This is a genomic window from Acinetobacter sp. LUNF3 (genome assembly GCF_022699605.1).
Taxonomy (GTDB): domain Bacteria; phylum Pseudomonadota; class Gammaproteobacteria; order Pseudomonadales; family Moraxellaceae; genus Acinetobacter; species Acinetobacter johnsonii.
The window spans coordinates 2600763-2622789 of the sequence record NZ_CP093968.1; the positions used below are offsets into that span (position 1 = coordinate 2600763).

The following is a 22027-nucleotide window of genomic DNA, read 5'->3' on the forward strand; positions in this document are numbered from 1 at the left end:
GACTCACTCACAACAACTGAATCAACTGATCTAAATCAGTATGGCGAACTTGAGCGGTCAAGGAAATACGTAGTCTAGAACTATGCTGCGGCACAGTCGGTGGTCGTACAGGCATAATATAAAAACCCGATTGTTGCAAAGCTTTTGCCTTCTCTACCGTTTTGCTCGAATCCCCGATGATCACAGGGACAATTTGAGACGTTGAAGGACAAGCAAAGCCTTTGGTCTGAACTGCTTGCTGTAGACACTGACTGATACTGTGTAAATGCTGACGTGCATTATTTAACTGCAAGACTTGTTGCAAGATAAAGTTGCTCCACGCCATGCAAATCGGCGGTTGTGCCGTACTAAAAATTAATGGACGCATCGTATTGATCAGATAGTCTCGAATCACAGGGTGACAAATCAGATAGCCGCCGATTGAAGCCATGGCCTTACCCAAAGCACCAACTAAAAAGTCAATCTCATCAATCACTTGGTATTGCTCAGCACAGCCCAAGCCTTGCTCACCACGCACACCGATGCCATGTGCTTCGTCGACATAGAGCATGACTTTTTCAAACTGTTTTTTGATACGGACCAGTTCAGCCAAATCGGTTTCATCACCATCCATACTAAAAATGGACTCGGTCACTACAATGATCCGCTCAAAAGCATCATCGGCATGATACTTGTGTAAAAGTTGAGTTAAATGTGCCAAGTCATTATGGCGATAACGTACCATCTTCGCTGTCGATAAACGAATACCATCAATCATGCTGGCATGGATTAATTTATCAGCCAGAATTAGGGTTTTACTGTCCGCTAACGCAGGTAAAATACCAATATTCATGTGATAGCCGCTGTTAAATACCAAAGCCGCTCGACCATGAAAAGCTTGACTCAGACTGCTCTCAAACTGTTCATATTCAGGAAAATTACCCGTCAATAAACGTGAAGAAGCTGAACTCATCCAGCGCTGCGCATTTGGTGTTTCATCGAAAAACTGTTCTCGTAATTCGATATTTGCAGCCAATCCTAGGTAATCATTCGATGCCAAATTCAACATCTCATGATCATTGATTCGAATCATCCGCCCTTGCTGCACATTGGACGTAAACCGGCGCAAATTGCCTTGTTGTTTAAGGATATCCAACTGCGCTGCAAAATGCTCTACATGCTTCATACAACAGGCTCCTGCATCTGCACCACCACTTCAACCAATTGCTCAAGCAAGGTCTTCAGCTCATGTGAGGTAATCACATAAGGGGGCATCACATAAACCAATTTTCCAAAGGGTCGCACCCAAATACCACGGCGGACAAACTCTTGTTGTAAGGTCTTCATATCCACATTAAACGTCATTTCAACTACACCGATGGCCCCCAGTACACGAACGTCATGGACATATTCAAGTGACTGTAAAGGTGTCAAAGCGGTACGAAGTTGTGTTTCGATGCGTTGAATATTGCTTTGCCAATCTTGTGAAATGAGGAGTTCTGTACTTTTCGCCGCCACCGCACACGCCAAGGGATTGGCCATAAACGTTGGACCATGCATAAATACGCCCGCTTCGCCTCGACTGATGGTTTCAGCAATATGCTTTTTGGTTAAGGTTGCAGACAAGGTCATATAGCCGCCTGTCAAACCTTTACCCATACACATAATGTCAGGTTCGACCTGTGCATGCTCCCAAGCAAAGAGCTTGCCTGTGCGTCCAAAACCCGTCGCAATTTCATCAAAAATCAGTAAAACGCTGTATTTTTCACAAAGCAATTTGGCCTGTCGTAAATACTCAGGATGATAAAAACGCATCCCGCCTGCACCCTGAACAATCGGCTCAATAATCAGCGCGGCGATACTTTCATGCTGTGTAGCTAAGGTGTTTTCAAGCTCACGAATGTCCTCTTGATCCCATGCTGCATCAAAGGCAACTTGCGGTGCAGGAACAAAAATACGATTGGGTAAACTTGAGCCAAAAATTTGATGCATCCCTGTGACAGGGTCACAGACCGACATCGCATTCCATGTATCACCGTGGTAGCCCGAACGCGGGGTGACAAAATTCGTTTTGTCTTGTTTCCCAAGCGAAGTCCAATACTGAACTGCCATCTTTAATGCCACTTCAACCGCAACAGAACCTGAGTCTGCATAGAAAATTTTATCTAAACTTGGCGGGGTGATTTGCAACAGTAATTTGCCCAATTGAATGGCGGGATCATGACTAAAACCACCAAACATAATATGCGACATGTTTTGCAGTTGATCCGTCACAGCCTGATTCAGTTCAGGATGATTATAGCCGTGTATAGTGCACCACCACGAAGACATCCCATCAATCAGCTGACGCCCATCCTCTAGTTCAATGGTTGAACCAAAAGCTTTTTTAACTTTAAAGGTGGGGAGCGGATTGGTCATCGAGGTATAAGGATGCCAAATATGTTCTCGATCAAATGCTAAGTCATCTAACTCAGCATCCAATTTGGCATTAATCTCAGTCATCCTTAACTCCATGTCTACGACAGTTACAGCAAAATTTCAGTTTGACTGATCTTAAACCTGCACGCATCAAAAATAAATTGCGATATTCGCCACTCAGCGAATTCTTTAATCCATTTTTTGTAAATATTGGCAGATTTTGTCAGTTACCTCATCGGCATGAAAAACTGGAAGCCCATGTGAACCACTTAAAAGCATCGCATCTAAAAAATTTGCACCTAAAGCTTTTAAATTATCCAAGACTTTGTAGCTAACTAAAAAATCTTGTTTAGCCAATAGATGTAATTGATGTCCCGTATAATTATGTAAGATCTCAACCGTATTTAAATGCTCTAAACAATTGAGTCCCTGTTTTAATAGATCTAAAGACTGAGGCTGAAGCAAACTTTGCAACTGCAAAAAATCTTGCTTGGTGGTTGCCGTCCCTTGGCATACCATAAATCCAAATTTCTTTAAGGTTGCAATTGCATCTGCTTCGAAGGATTGTTTAAAGCTTTGAAATGTCGCTGGACTCATCGCAGTTGGCCAGTTTTCATGCGCCACAAAGCACGGATTTGAAGCCAAAGTGATTAATACTTTTTGCTGTTGATACTGCTGTTCAACAGCCGCGACCAATAAAGTCGCTAGTTGCCCCCCCAAAGACCAACCGATAATGACATCAAAATCTTTGGCTTGTTCAGCATGTTGCTGCAATGCCTGTGTATCCAATCCATTAAAAATATTGATCAGCTCAACCGAATGGCCTTTATGCTGCAAAGCATGAGACAAAGGTTGCAGTAACTTGGTCCCACCACCCCAGCCCGTGATGAGTAAAATACGTTGATTCAATGCAGACTCTAAAACTGTAAATTTCAAACAGTATAAAACCTCAGACTCCGTTGCAAAGCAAGCCCTTTGAATGAACAGTAAATTTAAATAAATAAGGCTCTAGACTAGCAGATTTACACTTAATTTTACCTAATGAGGTTCCACAGCTCAGTTGCTAACTCATTAGGTTCCCTCATCCAACGCCATTCAGTTTCTTTAAGATGATAATCAAAGTACTCTTTTGATATGCCGTTAAACTTTGCTAGCCTTCTTTTACAAAAGCTCCAAAATGATTCTATTCCATTTATATGGCATTGTCCTCTAGCAAACTCATTTGCTCCGTGATTTACCCTAAAATGCTTTGAATAACCCACATCAACAAGACCATTATAGCGACGCCATCCATCACTATAAATCACACTCTTAAGTGAAACTTTACCAATGATAACCTCTTGTAAAGTCTTCATTTTACAGTCAGGTACGATTTCAGTATAGACGCGCCCATTACGTTCGAATATTCCAAATAATGGCTGTTTTAGAGTCCCACGACCACGCTTTAACTTTCCATGAAACCCACGTTGCCTTTTCGCTCCAAAATAGCTTTCATCTACTTCTATTGAACCAACAAACTTAGCTCTTAAATCTGTTTGATGATCATAGATAGTTTCTCTAAAAAGCATGTACCAATAATTAATCGTATTACGATTTAAATTGAGTAATAAGGCTGTTTTGGAAGCAGGAATATCAACACAAAAGCATTGAATAATTTTTTTAATCTTGTAGTGACTTAATTTACTGTTTTCTATCATTATTCTAGACTAACATAATTATTCTGCTAGTCTAGAGCCTTAATAATTCAAATTTGGACATGAGAATCTCAGCACTTTAGTGCCTTAAAATTTGCTAAGATCGATGGAATACATTTCTGGACAGCCTACACAATGAAAATAATGCAAATGGCAACGATTAGCTTAATTTCGCTAGGTAGTTTCTGTGCCATCAGTAATGCCACTTATGCAGCACCAGCTTTTTCAAGTGCTTCATCAGACCAAAAACAATGGGTAGGCAAGCCCGCACCGAGTTTTAAGTTACAAGATCAAAATGCCAAATGGCATGAGCTCAAACAATATCAAGGCAAATGGGTCGTTCTCTATTTTTATCCGAAGGATGACTCGCCGGGCTGCACCCAAGAAGCCAATCAGTTCAAAGCACTCTACCCACAATTTAGCAAAAATAATGCGGTGGTCTTAGGCGTGAGTTTGGACGATGTACAGTCACATCAAAAATTTTCTAAAAAGTTGGGGCTGAATTTCCCTATTTTGGCTGATCACAATCATCAACTGGCCAATCAGCTCGGCATCGTACGGAACTTAGGTATCGCGAAAATTGCGAAACGTGAAACCTTTCTGATCGACCCACAAGGTACGGTGGTCTATCACTACAGCAGTGTGAATACCCAAACCCATGCGGGACAAGTATTGGCAGATATTCAAAAGTTCTCTAAAAAATAACCCATACAAAAAAGCCTTCGAACATTGATTCAAAGGCTTTTTAATTACTCAGTACGTAAATGCAAAAGCCACCTTTACATAAAGTGGCATGTATCTCTTACATTTGAGACTGAATGTAGTTTTGCAGACCAATCAACTCGATTAAACGTAATTGTTTTTCTAACCAATAGGTATGGTCTTCTTCGGTATCTGACATTTGCTGACGTAACATGTCACGGGTAATGTAATCACCCTTTTCTTCACACAATTTTACGCCTTGCGCTAATTTTTCACGTACATGATATTCAAGCTTTAAATCGGCTTTTAAGCATGAAACCACATCTTCACCAATTTCAACGTCATCACGTTGCATATTTGGTGTGCCTTCCAAAAACAAAACACGGCGAATAATCGCATCTGCATGTTGTGCTTCTTCTTGCATTTCATGATCAATACGTTCAAAGATTTTGCTTAAGCCCCAATCTTCATACATACGTGAATGAATGAGATATTGATCGCGTGCAGCCAATTCTCCACCGATCAACATATTTAAGTAGTCTACGACTTCAGGATTGCCACGCATTTCAAAATCTCCATTCTCTAATGCAACTATTATGGACATATTTAATTCACTTTGCAAAAGATAAATTATGTAAGTTTATGATTTTTATAAAATTAAAATGAGAAACATACGCATTTGCAGTATGAATCATCAAAATAATAGTTATAAAAGAAGCCTTTGCAAAATTTCATCCCTTTTACAAAGGCTTTTTAGGCTTGAACCGCCCTGTGCTTCATTTTGTAACCATTAAAAATGCTTCTTATTTCAGCCTTGGAACGGTATTCCTTCTTTCACTTGTTCTGAGCAACGGACCAAAGAGAACCCACTTCTGCGGACTGGACTCGGGCCTGAGCTTGGCGATAAAAACGGAAAAATAATCCTGCAAAAATAATAGCAAAGACGTCAACCCACCATAAAGTGGAAGAAGATGACCATAATCCAATCTCAGGTAAGAGCAGTGCGATAGTAGAAGTCAAAGGCATAAGCAGTAAAACAATCACAATCGACAGCAATAACGTTGGTAATGCCCGTGCTCCGCCCAGTACGAAGCTCAGCATTAAACTGAAGATAAAAATCGCATAATAGATATACATAAACCATGCATTGATACTGTGTAGTTCAGGACTGAGTACATAGGCCCAGCGTCCGATCAACATACTCATAACAATGCCAAAGACCGTTCCCAAACATGCCCCTATGGTTAAGTTTGCAACGAATTGCACATCTTTACGCTGTGTAGGTGGTGCTAAATTTGGATTTTTTTGTCGCTTTACACGCGATTCAATCCATAGAATATTGCCTGAGTAAAATAAAAATGCTCCGCCTAGACCCAAGGCCAAATATAACCAACGGGTAAAATCTCCGCCATAATTACCAAAGTGCAAACTGAACATCGATCGAATCAGTTGATCTAGACCAGAACTTTGGGTATTTAAATTGGCTGTACTATAAGGTGCAGGCTGATAAGGATTGAAAAACATCACGTCGAAGTTATCACCACGTAACATCTGATCTGGACTATATAAACTCACGCGTGCCGATGCCTTGGCAGGTTGGTCTAGATTGTTAAAGCTTACAGACGAGACCTCATAGCCCGGTGCTTGTTGCTGTACCTGTAAGAGTATTTTTTCAACATTCAGTTGAGGAACTGGATCTGCAATCTGCACCTTAGCGGGACGTTCAAACAGTGGTTTACCTTTGGTGACCAACTGCCCCAAGCCATCATAAAAGAGATCATGAAATGCCAAAACAATTACCGTCACACTAATCAAAATATGAAACGGTAAACTGGTAATGCCAATCACATTGTGTGCATCGAGCCAAAAGCGTTTTTTGTTCTTGCCTTGCCGTATCGCAAAATAGTCTTTGACCAATGTCGGCAAGAGGATGATTAAACCTGTCATTAGCGCCAAAAAATATAAGACCGAAACCACACCCATCACATAAACACCGAGTGTATGATGCCCAAGCATTCCCGGAATGCCTGCCGTTTCGTGCAGTTGTTCAATCAACCAACCTAGTTTAGATAAGTTTTCTTGTTCAACCTGTAGAGTGCCATCTGGTTTCAGTGTCGCTAACATCGTGCTTTGATCGGTATCGAAAGCATGATCATCATGTGCTTGACTTTGCGCAGGTTGCCACTGAATCGGGGCATAATGAAACTCTTTGGAGTTTAAGTTGATCTGGAAACTTTTTTGCGCTTCAGGATACTGCTGCTGTATCTGTGATACCAAATCGTTGTACTGATGGAATTCAACCGTATTTAAACTTTGTTGCGGTGGCGTTGCCCACTTACTCAAATCATGCTGAAACATACTCAGCCCACCTGCAAAAAAGCAGATGAACAAGAGAATGCCTGCGCAAATTCCTACCCACGTATGTAACTCTTTGGCCAGTCGAAGAATATCTGTACGTACCTTCATGCCCTATTCCCCTCTGAGCCAAAATATGAGTGTGTAAGCCACAACATTGAAAAACAGATAAATCACAATGGACTGCCATCCGCGTGGAATAAAATAGGCCACAAAAAAGAGTGGTAGCCAAATCCATGGAATCGACCACATCCCTAACTGTGGAGCAAGACTACGATACTCAGATTGCAGTCCCCACATTGTGATTAATGCAGCTAAAGCGAAAGCTAGGCTGAGTCCAAGAACTGCTCCTGCAAAGCTTTTCGTCCACCAGTCAGGTTGTATCTTTTGATCGCGTAGTAACCTCATGCGTCAAAGCCCCATGTAATAAAGGAATAAATGGTAGTGCTGACCACAACACCAATGGCATCAGTAACCACATCAACACCGCCACCAGTTTTGGTAATACCGCCAGTAAAAGAACCAATGCCAAAACAAAACCAATCCACCCGACCCAACGATACTTTTTCGCCACAGTCTGTTTAAGAAAAGTTTGGTTAGGATGGGTCAAATACAGCAGCACACAAACACCACAGCACAGGAGTAAACCGAGAAATTTCATCATTGCGTTCAACTTAAATGAGGCAGCATTCAGACATAAAAAAAGCCCACTGCATCGCAATGGGCTGTTCAGTAAAATTAGAAATCGAAAGTGACGCCAAGTTTATAGGTACGTGCACCACCAACCGTTGCATAGTAAGAGTTGAACACACCTTCCCAATATTTTTTATTAGTCACGTTATCGACATTGGCTAGGAAAGTCGTGTTTACACCACCCAGTTTTGTTTTATAGCGCGCACCAACATCAAGAATAGTATAGTCAGGAAGTTTATAGGTATTCAAACTATCTAAATATTGTTCACTAACATAGTTAGCCCGAGCATTAACATTTAAACCATCTACCACAGGTACGGCATAATCCAAGCCTAATGAGGCAGTAAAGTCTGGCACACCATAAATCGTATTGCCTGCAATATCAGTGGTGCTTGTAGAACCTTTTGTATATTCAGCATCAATATAAGCCATGCTTCCCAGTAGATTTAAGTCCTCAGTCAAATTCCCTGAGAAGGACCATTCAATACCACGTGATCGACTTTCCCCACCGTCTTCAGTGATCTGTGTATTACCATTAACCGCTGTCGCCAAAGCTGTTGTGATCAGAGTCGGTTTTTCAATTTGATAAAGTGCCAAGCTATTTAACCAAGAACCAGCTTGATACTTTGTCCCCACTTCATATTGCTTCGTTTCGTAAGGCTTAAACAGTTTTCCTTCATTCACATCCGCGGTAGAAGTTACTGAGTCTGCTTTTGATAAACCTTCAACATAACTTGCATAAAAAGATAAATTTTCTCCAAACGGTTTGATTACGATGCCTAAACTTGGTGAAAGCTTATTTTCATCGTATTTCACATCTGTAGTGAGACTTTCTAACTGCATATCTTGATAACGAGCACCCAAAATCAACTGCAATTTGTCATCCAACATTGAAATTTGATCCGTCAAGGTATAACTCATGAATTTATCATCTTCATAAGGTACAACTGTTGGATAGGTCGTTGGCATTGTCCCGTTCGAGTTAGGATTGTAAAGATTCGTTGTAAATGATGAACTTGTCGCACGAGAGTGTTGATCGTATTCGCGATGTACATAATCTGCACGTAACCCAAGGGTATGTTTAATGGCGCCTGTATTGAATTTAGTTTCAATACCCGTATTACCACTTAGGTTATTTTCTTTAGATGCGACTCGATAATACTGCGAAGTTGCATCACCTGCACTGTTCTGCAAGATCATACGCGTACCAAAAATATGGCCCGAATAACCTTTTTCAACATAACCCACACCTGCAAAAACTTTGGTATCAGGGGTGAGTTTATATTCACCATTTAAGCCCGCATAACGGCTATAGGTTTCCCCATGAATTTGATCAAAGTAATTATTATCCCCCTTTGGTGCAGCCACTACGCCTGTTTTTTGCATAGAGACCATTGCAGGTGAACCATTATCACGGTTTTCACGAATGGCATAAGCATCAAAGTTTAGTTTTAATTTATCGGTCGTATAGTCCGCTGCAATCGAACCCAGTGCTAAACGATCATCCATACCTTCAATAAGATGCTCACCGTCTCCATATGTGCCGTTTACACGAACGCCAAATTGTTTTTGGTCACCAAAACGACGAGAAACATCTACATTGGTTTTATAATAACTCTCATCTTCTAATGACGTCGAAATACGTGTTAGATCTTGGTCGGCACGTTTAGAATTCGCAATCACTACTCCGCCAACGCTTCCTGCTGGTGCCATACCTGCAACCAAAGCATTCGGTCCTTTCAATACTGTTACCGATTCTAGTAAATCTGTTGGTATACGTCCCATAGGAGCTACAGCGTATAACCCGTTGTAAGCCATATCGTCATAGCCGACACTAAAACCACGAATTTGGAAGTTTTCGTTTAAATGACCTTGATTGGTCGTCGCACGAATACTGGCATCATTTTCTAAAACTTCCCCCACTGTAGATGCTTGTTGATCACGAATCAGTTGCTCTGTATAAGTAGAAACCGTAAATGGTGTATCAATCGCTGACTTATTCCCTAAAGCACCCAAGTTAGCCGCCTTCGCCAATTTACCATCGGCATAGCCTTGTTGTGATTGCGCTTCTGATTTTAAGGCAGGTAAAACTGAAACCTCCTCTGCAAAAGCAAGCTGTAAACAGCCTCCACCCATCATCAAAAGCCCAACAGAGCTTGCAAGAATTTTCTTAGAGAAGGATTTCATTTTAAACAACACTTATTTTTAATAAGAATCATTATTATATGTAAAATAATTATCATTATTTATTGTATTTTATCATTTGACTTATCTATCTGATCTAAAATACAAATTTAAGGTTACTTCAAAAAATACGTTCTACTCGCTCATTTTCAATACAGTGTGGTGCAATATTATAAAATGACGCATAAGTCAGACACCTGTTCACCCCATAGGCAAAGACTTTCATGGCATTCACGTTTACACTAAGCCAATACTTAAAACAACAATGGGTAATCTATGACAAACTTAGCAACACAAGCACCGGTACTGGTTACAGGTGCATCGGGTTATATTGCCAGTTGGGTGATTCAAAAATTATTAACCCAAGGGTATACCGTTCATGCCACTGTACGTGACTTGAACAAAACCCAAAGCTTCGCGCATTTATCTAAAATTGCAGACAGCAGTGCTGGAACACTGAAACTCTTTAAAGCCAATTTGCTCGAACCCAATTCCTTTAAAGAAGCGATGCAAGGCTGTGAAATTGTCTTTCATATGGCCTCTCCTTTCGTCGTTACTAACTATAAAGATGCAGTGAAAGACATCATTGAACCTGCTGTTTTGGGCACAGAAAATGTCTTAAACACCGTCAATGAAACCGAGTCTGTTAAACGCGTTATTGTTACTTCGAGTATTGCGTCGACCTATGGCGATGCCATTGATATTTTAAAAACGGATCATAATACTTTTGATGAAAGTCACTGGAATACCAGCAGCTCAGAGACTCATCAGCCTTATCCATATTCTAAAGTGATGGCTGAGCGTAAAGCTTGGGAAATGGCAGATGCACAAAACCGCTGGCAGTTGGTATGCATTAACCCTGCATTGGTCTTTGGGCGTTCATTGACACCAAATACACAGTCAGGCTCAATTGAGGTCTTACAACAGTTTACCAATGGTTTGACTTTAGCTGGTGTCCCACCTATGTGGAATGGTGTGGTCGATGTTCAAGATGTTGCTGAAGCACACTTACAAGCAGCATTCAACCCAGAAGCAACGGGTCGTTACATCGTAAGTGGTGGAACTTTAAGTCTGCTTGAAATCGGTCAATTGCTTAAAGCACATTTTGGTTGGAAGTTCCCATTTCCACGAAATGAACTTCCTAAAGCAGCTTTTAAGGTGATTGGTCCATTCATTGGTTTTAGCCGCGAGTTTGTTGAGTTGAATATGGGTTATCAGATTTATTTTGATGCGAACAAGAGCCAAAAAGAATTGGGTTTAGAGTATCGAGATGTCAAAGAAAGCTTGGTTGAGCACTTTCAACAATTGCTCGATGACGGTGTCATCAAGCAATATATTCCTTGAAATAAACAACCTAAGTTTGACTTAAATATTTCTCCAGCTTATTGAAGAAATGATCTTGACGGAGTCTTATCAAGTTCTCACCCCCATTTCATCATTAGCCTGCAGCTGGCCCTACTTTTGTTTCGGCAAAAGTAGGCAAAACCATTGTCATCTGCAAAACCTGACCACTTTTTGATGTATCAGAAATATGTCGCAGAAACATTAGCTTTTTTACACCACGCAGGTTGCAGATGACGTGCCCAAGTATCATATTTCTGATTTAACCTGAGTCAACAATCTAAACCGCTAATTGTCCATAATCTTTCATCAGTTGAATAAACTCAGCTTCATTAATCACAGCAATCCCAAGCTTCTCTGCTTTATCCAGCTTTGAACCTGCTTTTTCACCTGCAACAACACACTTGGTTTTACTCGACACACTACCACTCACACGTGCACCCAGTGCTTGTAGGAGCTGCGTTGCTTCATCACGCCCCATCGTACTGAGTGTACCCGTCACGACCCAACTTTCTCCATTTAGAGGCTGGCGACTTGGTGCCACAGGCGCATCCCAGTGAATACCTGCCGCCAATAATCGGTCTAAAACTTCAAGGTTATGCGGCGCTTGGAAAAAGTCGACAATCCACTCTGCCGTGATATCCCCCACATCTGGGGTTTTCTTTAAAGCTTCAATGTCTGCGACACGTAGCGCATCTAAAGTTTGGAAAGTATTTGCCAACATACGTGCTGTGGTTTCACCCACGCCACGAATCCCCAATGCATAAATAAATGCAGCCAAGGTAGTCTTCTTGCTATTTTCAATCGAATCAATCAAGTTCTGAACGGACTTCTCACCCATTTTTTCAATGGTTAATAGCTTTTCTCGGTGCTCATGTAGGTGATAAATATCAGCCACATCTTTAAGCAGATCAAGATGTAACAGTGACTCGACCCAACGATCACCCAACCCTTCAATATCAAGAGCTTTACGTGATACGAAGTGGCGAATTGCCTCGATACGCTGTGCGGCACAATACAAACCACCAGAGCAACGCGCTAAAGCTTCACCTTCGGGCATCACCACAGGTGATTCACACACAGGACATTGGCTCGGGAGTTCAACTTCAGTCGCATCGACTGGACGGAACTCGGGCCACACTTTTTCCACTTTGGGAATCACATCACCACTACGGTAAACACTGACAGTATCGCCAATTCGCACATCTAGACGGTGAATTTCCCCAATATTATGCAAAGTCACATTTGAAACGGTCACGCCGCCCACAGCAACAGGATTCAAACGCGCCACAGGGGTCAGTGTACCTGTACGGCCCACTTGCCAGTCAATATGTTCAACCGTGGTAAGCGCAGCCACCGCAGGGAATTTATACGCCGTTGCCCAACGCGGTTCTCGACTTAAAAACCCGAGCTGTTGCTGTTGTTTGAGACTGTTGACCTTAATCACCATGCCGTCAATTTCCACACTCAATTGTGGTCGTTCCGCATTGATTTGCTCATAAACCGCTTGAACTTCTTGAATACTATCGCAGACAAAATGACGCTCACCAACTGCAAAACCAAACTGTTGCAACCACTCTAGACTTTCCGACATGGTATTTTGCCCATGATTGGGTTCACACTGCGCAATACCATAAGCATAAAATGCAAGTGGACGTGCAGCCGCAATGTTCGGGTCTAACTGACGTAGACTTCCCGCTGCGGCATTCCGTGGATTGGCAAAAGTCTTTTCACCTTTGGCTTCATTTTCTGCATTGAGCTTTTCAAAGCCTGCTTTAGGCATCAAGACTTCGCCACGAACTTCTAGTAATGTAGGTACTTCGCCCTGATTTGTGGTCAACACCTTCGGCAAGTTCCGAATGGTTTTGACGTTTTGGGTAATGTCTTCCCCTGTCTCACCATCACCACGGGTTACGCCACGCACCAGCACACCCTGTTCATACCACAGTGAAATGGCAAGACCATCGAACTTCAGTTCAACATCGTATTGAATCGTTTGATTCGGCAACCGTTCTTCTGCACGGCGTGCAAAGGCAAAAAGTTCTTCTTTATTAAACACATTGCCTAAAGACAGCATCGGTACCACATGGGTCACGCTCGTAAACTTCGCCAAAGGTTTAACACCGACTTTATTGATCGGGCTGTCTGGCTGAATATACTCAGGGTATTGTTCTTCTAAAGCTTTCAACTGATGAAAAAGCTGATCATATTCACTGTCTAAAATGGTCGGCTGATCCATCACATAATAAGCATGATTATGCTGTGCCAAAATTTGGATCAGTTGACGCATTTGCGCAACGACAGTCGAAGTTTGAGTCATAATTTCACCATAAAAAAGGGCGGTCTTTGTTCCGCCCTAAAAATTGTATTTCTACTGTCTATTATAGAAATCGTTACCGCTGCTTTCAATCAGATTAAGCATCGATTGCTTGTCCAGCACGGTAATCAATCGCCAAGTGGCGCCAATGCTCACGCAGTTGTGGCGTGAACTCTTGGTTGTTTTGGTCATAAACCGTTCCATCGATTTCACGAGCAATTAAACGTGAAATACTGTCCATGGTGTCAAAGGCATTTTGGACATCGCGGTGTGGTAAGGCCAAGAAAAATGCCAAGCCTTTAATTGGATCGGTCGACAGATTTTCCAAGTCAAAACCATCCATGCCTGTATCAGTAATTTGCAAAACAGAGAACAGTAACTTGGTTCCATCTTCGTTATAACGGTGGAAACATGACATTTCGCCAAAACGTAAACCATACTTCATTAAAACTTTTAAAGTTTTCTCACCAGACAATGCACGACGTTCAGGATAAACATTCAGGGCAATAAACGACTCTGCTGTGGCTAAGGCACTTTCATCATCGACAATTTTTTGCTCATACAGATGTGCATCTAAAATGCTGCTTTCATCGTCAAACTCTGAAATTTCGGCTTTTTCGACATTGGCATTTAAACTAAATTCAGCTTTATCCGCTTTTGCTTGGTCATCAACAAGCGAGGAGCTTACACTTTCAGTCGTTAATTCCGTTGCATCTGCTACAGCATTTTCAGGAGCGACTAAGTCTACTGTTTTATTTTCTACCTCAGCTGACGCATTCAAACTTGGTTCAGTACTGCTGCTTTCGAGCACACTGTCTGCATCCAAAGCTTTCGGTTCGGCTTTTTCAGACAGTGTCGCGTCTACAGAGCTTTCGTTTAAAGTCGGCTCTTTACGTTCAGCCTCTTCAACTGATGCCGTTTGCAGTTGATCACGTACGTGACGCGGGATAATCGGTTTTTGACTGTCAGCATCGATATGCAATGCGGACTCAAGTGAAGGCGCTGCATCTGCCGGCTTTCGAAAAATCATTCGAACCCCAAACAGCATAATGATCACTGCTATGACGATACCAATAATTGTTGTGTATTCCATCTTATTAGGCCTCCGCGACTAAACCGTATTCTTTTGCCTGTTCTAAATTTACAGTCACTAACTTTGATGTTCCCGGTTCAGGCATCGTAACACCTAACAAGTCGGTCGCCATCGTCATTGCGAGTTTATTATGGGTAATGTAAATGAATTGCACCTGTTCAGAAAGCTCTTTTACAAGATTACAAAATCTTCCCACGTTCGCATCATCCAAAGGCGCATCAACTTCATCCAAAACACAAAATGGCGATGGGTTGAGACGAAAAATCGCAAACACCAAGGCCAACGCGGTCAGGGCTTTTTCTCCCCCTGAAAGTAGCGCCAAAGAGCTATTGCGTTTGCCTGGTGGACGGGCCATGAGTTTAACCCCTGACTGCCAGTCATCTTCTAAAGTCAGACTCGCTTCACCGCCATTGAATACTTTCGGGAACAAATCTTGTAGTTCGGTATTGACCCGATCAAAAGTGCTCATGAACAGTTTACGGGTCTCTTGATCAATACTTTTCATTGCAGCGCGCAACTGCTCAACGGTATTTTCCAAATCTTGAATTTGATGACTCAACTCTTCAAAACGTTTTGATACTTCTTCATATTCTTCTGAAGCCGCCAAATTGACTGCGCCCAATTTCTCAAACTGCTGCTGTGCTTTTTCTAAAACTTGTTGATGGCTACTGATCTCAATGCTCAAACCCTCAATAGCTTCAACATTCATCTCTTTCAGCTGTTCAGAATAATGTTGTAAGTCTGACTTTGCAGCTTGCCATGCCAAACGTTTCTCTTCTAACTGCGTTCTCAGCTTTTCATCTTGTTGTTGCTGATGATGACGGTGTTCGGTCAAACTCTGCTGACGCTCTTGCACTGCATTCAGCTCAACTTGCCATTCAGACCATGTTTTTTGCAGCTTTTCAGTAATCTGTGCTTGTTCGCTGAACTGGCTTTCTAAGGCAGGCAGCTCAAGTTGTACAGGGTCAATAAACTTTTTGGCCTGCTCCATCTGCGACAATATTTGCTGGTACTGCGCTTTTAAGAATGTACTGTCTTTTTCTAACAGTTCAATCTGCTGTGTGGTTTGCACCGCCTGACGACGCACCATTTCAAGCGCCTGCCAAACCTGCTGTGCCTGCTGCTGGCTATCATCCAGTTGCTCAGTCAAAGACTCCACTTGGAACTGCATGGTTTTGTAGTTTGGCAAGTTTTGCTCTAGCTTAATATTCAATGCATGCAAATCAATCTCTAGATCATCTTTTTGCATAGCATCTTCTTCAAGCTGACTGTCTAACTGCGCCAGTTGATTGGCCAATTGTTGCTTTTGCACTTCAAAAGCTTGGTTAGTACTTTGCACTTTGGCAATATTCACATCAATCTGCTGCGTCGCTTGAGCTTCTTTTTTCAACAGTTGTTGATCCGCTTTTAACTGCTCATCCACCGCTTGTACTTGAGTACGAAGCTCGGTAGTTTTCGTTTCAAGCTGAATCAGAAGTCCCGTTTTTTCAGTAAGGGTCTGTTCAATTTCATCTAAACGAATTCGATGACTTAGCGCACCCTGTCCAGCTTGGCTCGCTTCGTCATAATCCAAACCAATCACCCAGTCCATGCCGACATGATAACCGTCTAAACTCAGAAGAGACTGACCATCTTTCAATTGCTTTTGCAGAGCCAAGGCTTGTTTTAAGTTGGTGGTTACACCCACCTGCTGCCACAAAGAGGATTGTGGCGATTCAATCCAACTGGCTAGGCTATCGCAACCTGCAATTTCGATCAGTTCAACATGCGGCTGAGGCGTTAACTGACGTGCAACCGCATCGGTGAATGCATCGCTGTTATCCAAACAATGCGCAGAAAGCCATTTGGCTAAGAATTTTTCGACCAGCGCGGCATGGGTTTTAGCTGCATCTTTAAGCTGCAGCACATGCATCAACTGTGGATGATCACTATTTTTTAAGGCACTGACTTTGACCAGAAGCTGTTTGAGATGCTTCTGTTCGGCACTCAAAACCTGTATATCTGCTTTATGTTGATTCAGCTCAGTTTGAGCAGCTTGGTGTTGGATACGCAAATCATCCAGCTGCAACTGTACCTCAATGACACTTTGCTCACGTTGTAACTGCTGTGCCTCAGCGTCTTGCTTTGCATGTAACAGCTGGTCTATCGCATCCAACTGGCTTTGGTTTTGAATTTGCGCCGCTTGCTGCTCTAAAATCTGCTTTTGCTGTTCAAAGCGTAAAATATTTTTGGCCAACTGTTCACTTTGTGCCAACATTTGCGTTTTTTGTTGCTGTTGTTTTTCAACCAAACTTTTGACTTGTTCAAACTGTTGAAGCAACTGTTGCTGCTGTGCTTTTAAATCCGTTAAACCTTGGCTTTGCTGTTGGTTTTGACTTTCTTGCTGTTGTAACTGTTCGGTATGAAGCTCATTTTGTTCGTGCAAACTTTCCAGTTGCAGCTCAATCAGTTGCATCCGTTCTTTGGTTTGCGCCTTCTGCTGTTCAAGCTGTGCCAAAGTAGTGGTGTTTTGCTGGAACAGGCTCTGCTTTTGTTCCAAAGTCATTTTCAACTCAGCCAGCTTTTTCTCTGCCTGTTGCCACTCACTCTGTAGTGGCGTGGACTGCTGAATCAGGCGTTGAAATAGCTCACTGGTTGACGTCAAATCATGCTCTAAAGTCGTTAACTCTGAACGCACCAACTTGAACTGATCGCCCAAATCATTCATGTGCAACGTATATTCTTGCTGTAAACGGCTGCTTTGTTCACATTGAAAAGACAAAACTTCGACTTTAATGGTGCGAATTTGTCTTTCCAGTGTTTTGTACTGAATCGCGGTTTCAGCCTGACGTTTTAAAGTTTTTAACTGTGATCTTAATTCAGAGGCAATATCTTCTAAACGCGATAAATTTTGCGTGGTGTGATCCAAATGTAATAAAGTTTCACGGCGACGTGCTTGATAACGCGAAACTCCTGCGGCTTCCTCAATAAAAACCCGCATTTCTTCAGGTTTTGCATCGACCAAACGGTTGATCATGCCCTGTTCAATAATCGAATAAGAACGTGGCCCTAAACCTGTGCCCAAGAAAATATCGGTAATGTCCCGACGACGGCACTTGGTACCATTTAAAAAGTATTCAGACTTGCCATCGCGGTTGACCTGACGTTTGACCGCCAGTTCTGTATAGGCATTATAGCTACCGCCTAACTTGCCATAAGTGTTGTCAAAACGCAGTTCTACACTGGCGACACTGACGGGTTTGCGCTTTGCCGTGCCTGTAAAAATGACATCCTGCATGCTACCGCCACGCAACTGACGCGCACTGGATTCGCCCATGACCCAGCGAATAGCATCGATCACATTGGATTTACCACAACCGTTCGGCCCAACCACTGCCGTTCGGTTATCTTTAAAGTGTAATGTGGTACTGTCGGCAAAAGATTTGAAGCCGGAAAGTTTTAAACTGCTTAAACGCATAATGTCCTGACTAACGTCGTGAGCGTCTCGCCCACGCAAGTTCAATTTGTTTCATTCGGGTCAGAGATTCCAACACCAAGTTACGTAAGTGTCGACAAAAATCTTCCATAAATAAAGTAGCTTGTTGTGATTTTCTGATTAAAACAGCATCAGTCACCAGTTTAAATAAATCATAAGATTCTTGTAACTCTCTACGCGAAGTATTTAAGGTTAAAAAATAGCTCCGACGTATCGAGGGTAACAGTTCTTGGTAAAACTTCATCAAATAGGCATTGCCCACCATTTCATGCTGCCGCGCCAATCCTTCAAAAATCAAATCATAAAATTTTTCGATACTGCCCTGTTTCAGCTGATTCCCCAACTCATCCAATAACAGCTGTAAACGTTCCGCTTCATAGCTACGCCATGTTTCCGCAATGCGTTGCACAATTTGCCCTAACAGTAGACTGCTGGTGTCAAACAAGGCACGCACTTGCTGAGCGGACATTTCAGAAACGATGGCGCCGCGACGCGGGTAGATTTCAATCAGATGTGTACGTTCAAGCAGTAACAAGGCCTCACGCACCGAGCCGCGACTCACATCCAGTTCAGCGGCAATACGTAATTCTTGTATGCGCTCACCTTCGACCAACTCACCGCGAATGATTTGTTCACTGATGTGCTTGGCAATTTGTTCGGACAAACTCTCTGTATCATGTGCTTGCATACTGTTCCTAACTTGTTTTTATAAGATGCAATCCATGGTCTTTAGTGACCTATTTTTAGGTTTTACCCGATCTTAAACGCTAAACACTATGTCATTGTCTAACAATTTTACCGTCTATAATGCCAATCAACAGCAACGCACACAATATTGTTAAATAAATTAAGAACTAAAACCTTGATAAATAAAATATAAACCAACTACCACCAACAAACCAGAAAAACACTTTTTCAACATCGCAGGCGATAAAAGATGCGCCACTTTCGCACCAAACTTGGCGGTGATAAAACTCATGACCGCAATCCCGAAAAAGGCATAGATATGAATATAACCAATGGTATTCGGTACATTCACTTCAGCCCGATGTCCGAACCACATAAAACCTAAAGCTCCAGCCACTGCAATAGGTAAGCCACAAGCCGCAGACGTCGCCACCGCTTTTTGCATAACCATACCATGACGGTTTAAGTATGGCACCGTCAAACTTCCCCCACCAATGCCGAAGATCGCAGAAGCCACACCAATGCCCGCACCGACAAATAACTGTTTACCTGTAGAGGGCAACTGACGCGATGGATCGACCTCAACATGTGCGCCACTAAACATTTTGTACGCCACCCATACCGCAAAAAAACCGATCAGCAATTGTAAACCATGTCCTGACATATAGTCTGCAATGCCTGCGCCTAAAAAAGCACCCATAACTAAACCTGGGGCCAAATTGCGAAACACAGACCACAACACGGCTCCACGTTTATGATGCGCACTCACGGAACTCATTGACGTGACAATAATAGTCGCCAGTGATGTGCCAACCGCCATATGCATAATGACACTCGGGTCATAGTTCAGATGAGTAAACACCACATATAAAATCGGGATGATAATCAGTCCACCACCGACCCCAAATAGCCCTGCAGCAAAACCAGCGATTGCGCCAATCAGTAAATATATGATTAACTCCATGATCATTTTTCACTTTTCTCAGATTCATATGGATTTAGAGACACGCCAACTACAACAGCTTCTCGCTGAAGCACAGCAACTTCCTGAAGTTTTATTGCTTAAGCCAGTTACCACATCCACCAATGATGATGTGCGTGAAATTGCGCAAAAAGGGATTCAGAGCGTTTTGGTCTGCAGTACACGACAAACTCAAGGTCGTGGACAGCGTCAACGACAATGGGTTTCTCCTGAAGGAAACATCTATTTAAGCACATTGCTACAGACCAAAACACCTATAGATGGGCGCTTGGCTTTAGAAATTGCGTTAAATATCTTGCAAATGCCAAGTTTGCAGGGCCTTGCTCTGCAAGTAAAATGGCCGAATGACCTTTACAGTGCTCAAGGTAAATGGGGCGGAATTTTAGTTGAACCACTGTCGAGCCACCAAGCGATTATTGGAGTAGGCATCAATATCAACCAAGTCAAAGATACCCAGCTTGATCAAGCCACCAGCTCACTTGAACAGTTGGGTTTAGCCCAAGCAGAGCGAATTCGCTTAATGGCAGAACTGTATCTGGCGATTCAACAGGCAGGCCTATGGTTCACCCATAATAGTGCGAATTTGGCGTCTCGTTTCAATCATTACGCAGCATTTATGCAGCAACAAGTTGAATTTGAACATTTGAAAGGTCTGTCTCAAGGCCTATTCTTAGGCATTCAAGATGATGGTGCGGTACAAATTCAGACCGCTCATGGTGTTGAAAACTTTTATCAAGGCCGTTTACGCCCAATGATTCCTGTTTAAATGATTGAGCATCATCATGAAAAATTTATGGTTAGATATTGGTAATACTCGTCTGAAGTATTGGATTACGCAGGAAGATCAAATTTTGGAACAAGGGGCTGAGTTACATTTACAGTCCCCTGCCGATTTGCTTTTAGGTCTAATTCAGCATTTTAAAAACTTAAACATCCAACAGATTGGTGTTTCTTCGGTTCAGGACAAAAAAAATAATGACCGAATCCGTAGACTTTTAAAAAGTTTAAATGTACCGATCACCTTTGCCCAAGTACAGGCCAACTATGCAGGCCTACAGTGTGGTTATGAACATCCAGAACAACTCGGAATTGACCGTTGGTTGCAAGTGTTAGCTGTCGCACGTAATCCAGAGCAGAACTATTGTGTCATTAGTTGTGGTACGGCGCTAACCATCGACTTGGCGGATGGTTTGCAGCATTTGGGCGGCTATATTTTACCTAACCTCTACTTACAACGAGACTCGCTGATCCAAAACACCAAAGGCATTAAAATTCCAGATGCGGCTTTTGATGAACTCGGTCCCGGTCGTAATACCATCGACGCAGTGCATCATGGGATTTTGCTCGGCTTGGTCAGTACCATTGAAAAAGTCTTGCAACAGTCTCCACGCCAGCTGATTTTAACTGGCGGTGATGCACCTGTATTTACGCGCTATTTGGCAGAGTATGCACCATGCATTGAAAATGATTTATTACTTAAAGGGCTACAATATTATATTCAGCATCAACTCTGAGCCACCGCCTGCTGTTGTAAAAGGGGTTTTAAGGTATTGAGCAGTAGCTCAAATTCAGCATAGCCATTTTCACGCATAAAATGCCCTGCACGTTTCACCTCCAGTACCTCTGCACTCAAGAAGTGCCCAAAGGTAAGTGCCAAAGGAGGTGGAACATAAGAGTCATTATTGGAAAACATAACTACACGTGAAGCGATGTGAGAGTGGAGTATACCGCTGTCCAACTTCGCTTGCGCAATAAAGCCACTTAACTCAGGTAAGCTTTTTAAAGCCGCTTTAAAGCCCGCAATACAAAAGATCGCTTTGATTCGACGTTCACGCAGTTTACTACTGAGATAATGTAAAGTCGCCAGACAGCCCAAACTATGCGCAATGATGATGGTATTTTCATCCAAAGTGGTCATTTGCAGGGCCAAAGCCTGTTGCCATTCTTCGAAATGTGGTGCATCGCTGTGCGGGAGCACTAAACGTTTTACTTCAGCATGCAGATCCATCTGACTGAGTTTTTGACTTAGCCACGGAAACCAATGGTCATTGGGCGATGCTTGATAGCCATGCACAATATAGATATGTTGTTTAGATCCATTCATTTT

The 22027-nt window shown here is 42.5% G+C and carries 19 protein-coding genes; 4 read left to right on the forward strand and 15 right to left on the reverse strand.

Translation table 11 applies throughout. The features are described 5' to 3' along the window. Positions 1-7: 7 nt before the first annotated feature. The 4 genes from MN200_RS12655 to MN200_RS12670 form a co-directional block, all read right to left on the reverse strand. Positions 8-1165, reverse strand: a complete 1158-nt coding sequence (locus tag MN200_RS12655; protein ID WP_058870171.1) for an 8-amino-7-oxononanoate synthase — start codon at positions 1163-1165, stop codon at positions 8-10. Next, positions 1162-2481: an adenosylmethionine--8-amino-7-oxononanoate transaminase gene (bioA, locus tag MN200_RS12660; protein WP_058870172.1), complete on the reverse strand. Its 1320-nt coding sequence runs from the start codon at positions 2479-2481 to the stop codon at positions 1162-1164. The genes MN200_RS12655 and bioA overlap by 4 nt, the downstream gene beginning before the upstream one ends. Before the next feature lie 105 nt (positions 2482-2586). Further along, positions 2587-3333 (reverse strand): hypothetical protein, encoded by a 747-nt coding sequence (locus MN200_RS12665; protein ID WP_058870173.1) that lies wholly within the window; start codon positions 3331-3333, stop codon positions 2587-2589. Positions 3334-3431: 98 nt separating this feature from the next. Beyond that, positions 3432-4094: an IS1595-like element ISAcra1 family transposase gene (locus tag MN200_RS12670; protein ID WP_058870174.1), complete on the reverse strand. Its 663-nt coding sequence runs from the start codon at positions 4092-4094 to the stop codon at positions 3432-3434. 132 nt (positions 4095-4226) lie between these two features. Here MN200_RS12670 and MN200_RS12675 point away from each other — a divergent pair, with 132 nt between their 5' ends. Further along, positions 4227-4796, forward strand: coding sequence for a peroxiredoxin (locus MN200_RS12675; protein WP_058870175.1), 570 nt, complete (start codon positions 4227-4229; stop codon positions 4794-4796). A 97-nt stretch (positions 4797-4893) separates the two neighbouring features. Here MN200_RS12675 and bfr read toward each other — a convergent pair whose 3' ends face one another. The 5 genes from bfr to MN200_RS12700 all read right to left on the reverse strand — a co-directional run bounded on the left by bfr (position 4894) and on the right by MN200_RS12700 (position 10028). Beyond that, positions 4894-5358, reverse strand: a complete 465-nt coding sequence (bfr, locus tag MN200_RS12680) for a bacterioferritin (protein ID WP_004695301.1) — start codon at positions 5356-5358, stop codon at positions 4894-4896. A gap of 269 nt (positions 5359-5627) precedes the next feature. Next, entirely contained in the window at positions 5628-7259 is a 1632-nt protein-coding gene (locus MN200_RS12685; protein ID WP_058870176.1) for a PepSY-associated TM helix domain-containing protein, read from the reverse strand. 3 nt (positions 7260-7262) lie between these two features. Then, positions 7263-7556, reverse strand: a complete 294-nt coding sequence (locus tag MN200_RS12690) for a hypothetical protein (RefSeq protein WP_058870177.1) — start codon at positions 7554-7556, stop codon at positions 7263-7265. Then, entirely contained in the window at positions 7522-7812 is a 291-nt protein-coding gene (locus tag MN200_RS12695; protein WP_157843584.1) for a hypothetical protein, read from the reverse strand. Before MN200_RS12695 ends, MN200_RS12690 begins: the two co-directional genes overlap by 35 nt. A gap of 74 nt (positions 7813-7886) precedes the next feature. After that, on the reverse strand, positions 7887-10028 hold the full coding sequence (locus MN200_RS12700) for a TonB-dependent receptor (protein WP_242759551.1): 2142 nt from the start codon (positions 10026-10028) through the stop codon (positions 7887-7889). 273 nt (positions 10029-10301) lie between these two features. Here MN200_RS12700 and MN200_RS12705 point away from each other — a divergent pair, with 273 nt between their 5' ends. Beyond that, positions 10302-11369, forward strand: coding sequence for an aldehyde reductase (locus tag MN200_RS12705; RefSeq protein ID WP_242759554.1), 1068 nt, complete (start codon positions 10302-10304; stop codon positions 11367-11369). A gap of 277 nt (positions 11370-11646) precedes the next feature. Here MN200_RS12705 and ligA read toward each other — a convergent pair whose 3' ends face one another. The 5 genes from ligA to MN200_RS12730 form a co-directional block, all read right to left on the reverse strand. Next, positions 11647-13686: an NAD-dependent DNA ligase LigA gene (gene ligA / locus MN200_RS12710; RefSeq protein ID WP_058870180.1), complete on the reverse strand. Its 2040-nt coding sequence runs from the start codon at positions 13684-13686 to the stop codon at positions 11647-11649. 94 nt (positions 13687-13780) lie between these two features. Beyond that, a complete protein-coding gene (locus MN200_RS12715; RefSeq protein WP_058870181.1) occupies positions 13781-14776 on the reverse strand; it encodes a cell division protein ZipA C-terminal FtsZ-binding domain-containing protein in 996 nt (331 codons plus the stop codon). A 4-nt stretch (positions 14777-14780) separates the two neighbouring features. Then, positions 14781-18233 (reverse strand): chromosome segregation protein SMC, encoded by a 3453-nt coding sequence (gene smc / locus MN200_RS12720; RefSeq protein ID WP_242759557.1) that lies wholly within the window; start codon positions 18231-18233, stop codon positions 14781-14783. Positions 18234-18243: 10 nt separating this feature from the next. Next, positions 18244-18939 carry a GntR family transcriptional regulator gene (locus tag MN200_RS12725; RefSeq protein WP_004983028.1) on the reverse strand — a complete coding sequence of 232 codons (696 nt, stop codon included), beginning with the start codon at positions 18937-18939 and terminating at the stop codon, positions 18244-18246. Positions 18940-19098: 159 nt separating this feature from the next. After that, positions 19099-19902: a sulfite exporter TauE/SafE family protein gene (locus MN200_RS12730; RefSeq protein WP_242759560.1), complete on the reverse strand. Its 804-nt coding sequence runs from the start codon at positions 19900-19902 to the stop codon at positions 19099-19101. A 28-nt stretch (positions 19903-19930) separates the two neighbouring features. Between MN200_RS12730 and MN200_RS12735 the strand changes: the two genes are divergently transcribed. Together MN200_RS12735 and MN200_RS12740 are read left to right on the forward strand one after the other, a co-directional pair. After that, positions 19931-20686 (forward strand): biotin--[acetyl-CoA-carboxylase] ligase, encoded by a 756-nt coding sequence (locus MN200_RS12735; protein WP_242760539.1) that lies wholly within the window; start codon positions 19931-19933, stop codon positions 20684-20686. A 16-nt stretch (positions 20687-20702) separates the two neighbouring features. Continuing rightward, positions 20703-21434 (forward strand): type III pantothenate kinase, encoded by a 732-nt coding sequence (locus tag MN200_RS12740; protein WP_242759563.1) that lies wholly within the window; start codon positions 20703-20705, stop codon positions 21432-21434. Here MN200_RS12740 and MN200_RS12745 read toward each other — a convergent pair. After that, positions 21425-22024, reverse strand: a complete 600-nt coding sequence (locus MN200_RS12745) for an alpha/beta hydrolase (RefSeq protein ID WP_094148230.1) — start codon at positions 22022-22024, stop codon at positions 21425-21427. The genes MN200_RS12740 and MN200_RS12745 overlap by 10 nt on opposite strands. Positions 22025-22027 lie beyond the last annotated feature (3 nt).

Excerpts from the sequence above, each read along its gene's own strand:
- MN200_RS12655 (WP_058870171.1), bottom strand. The coding sequence starts at position 1,165 with ATGAAGCATGTAGAGCATTTTGCAGCGCAGTTGGATATCCTTAAACAA.
- bioA (WP_058870172.1), bottom strand. The coding sequence starts at position 2,481 with ATGACTGAGATTAATGCCAAATTGGATGCTGAGTTAGATGACTTAGCA.
- MN200_RS12670 (WP_058870174.1), bottom strand. The coding sequence starts at position 4,094 with ATGATAGAAAACAGTAAATTAAGTCACTACAAGATTAAAAAAATTATT.
- MN200_RS12675 (WP_058870175.1), top strand. The coding sequence starts at position 4,227 with ATGAAAATAATGCAAATGGCAACGATTAGCTTAATTTCGCTAGGTAGT.
- bfr (WP_004695301.1), bottom strand. The coding sequence starts at position 5,358 with ATGCGTGGCAATCCTGAAGTCGTAGACTACTTAAATATGTTGATCGGT.
- MN200_RS12685 (WP_058870176.1), bottom strand. The coding sequence starts at position 7,259 with ATGAAGGTACGTACAGATATTCTTCGACTGGCCAAAGAGTTACATACG.
- MN200_RS12690 (WP_058870177.1), bottom strand. The coding sequence starts at position 7,556 with ATGAGGTTACTACGCGATCAAAAGATACAACCTGACTGGTGGACGAAA.
- MN200_RS12695 (WP_157843584.1), bottom strand. The coding sequence starts at position 7,812 with ATGATGAAATTTCTCGGTTTACTCCTGTGCTGTGGTGTTTGTGTGCTG.
- MN200_RS12700 (WP_242759551.1), bottom strand. The coding sequence starts at position 10,028 with ATGAAATCCTTCTCTAAGAAAATTCTTGCAAGCTCTGTTGGGCTTTTG.
- MN200_RS12705 (WP_242759554.1), top strand. The coding sequence starts at position 10,302 with ATGACAAACTTAGCAACACAAGCACCGGTACTGGTTACAGGTGCATCG.
- ligA (WP_058870180.1), bottom strand. The coding sequence starts at position 13,686 with ATGACTCAAACTTCGACTGTCGTTGCGCAAATGCGTCAACTGATCCAA.
- MN200_RS12715 (WP_058870181.1), bottom strand. The coding sequence starts at position 14,776 with ATGGAATACACAACAATTATTGGTATCGTCATAGCAGTGATCATTATG.
- smc (WP_242759557.1), bottom strand. The coding sequence starts at position 18,233 with ATGCGTTTAAGCAGTTTAAAACTTTCCGGCTTCAAATCTTTTGCCGAC.
- MN200_RS12725 (WP_004983028.1), bottom strand. The coding sequence starts at position 18,939 with ATGCAAGCACATGATACAGAGAGTTTGTCCGAACAAATTGCCAAGCAC.
- MN200_RS12730 (WP_242759560.1), bottom strand. The coding sequence starts at position 19,902 with ATGGAGTTAATCATATATTTACTGATTGGCGCAATCGCTGGTTTTGCT.
- MN200_RS12735 (WP_242760539.1), top strand. The coding sequence starts at position 19,931 with ATGGATTTAGAGACACGCCAACTACAACAGCTTCTCGCTGAAGCACAG.
- MN200_RS12740 (WP_242759563.1), top strand. The coding sequence starts at position 20,703 with ATGAAAAATTTATGGTTAGATATTGGTAATACTCGTCTGAAGTATTGG.
- MN200_RS12745 (WP_094148230.1), bottom strand. The coding sequence starts at position 22,024 with ATGAATGGATCTAAACAACATATCTATATTGTGCATGGCTATCAAGCA.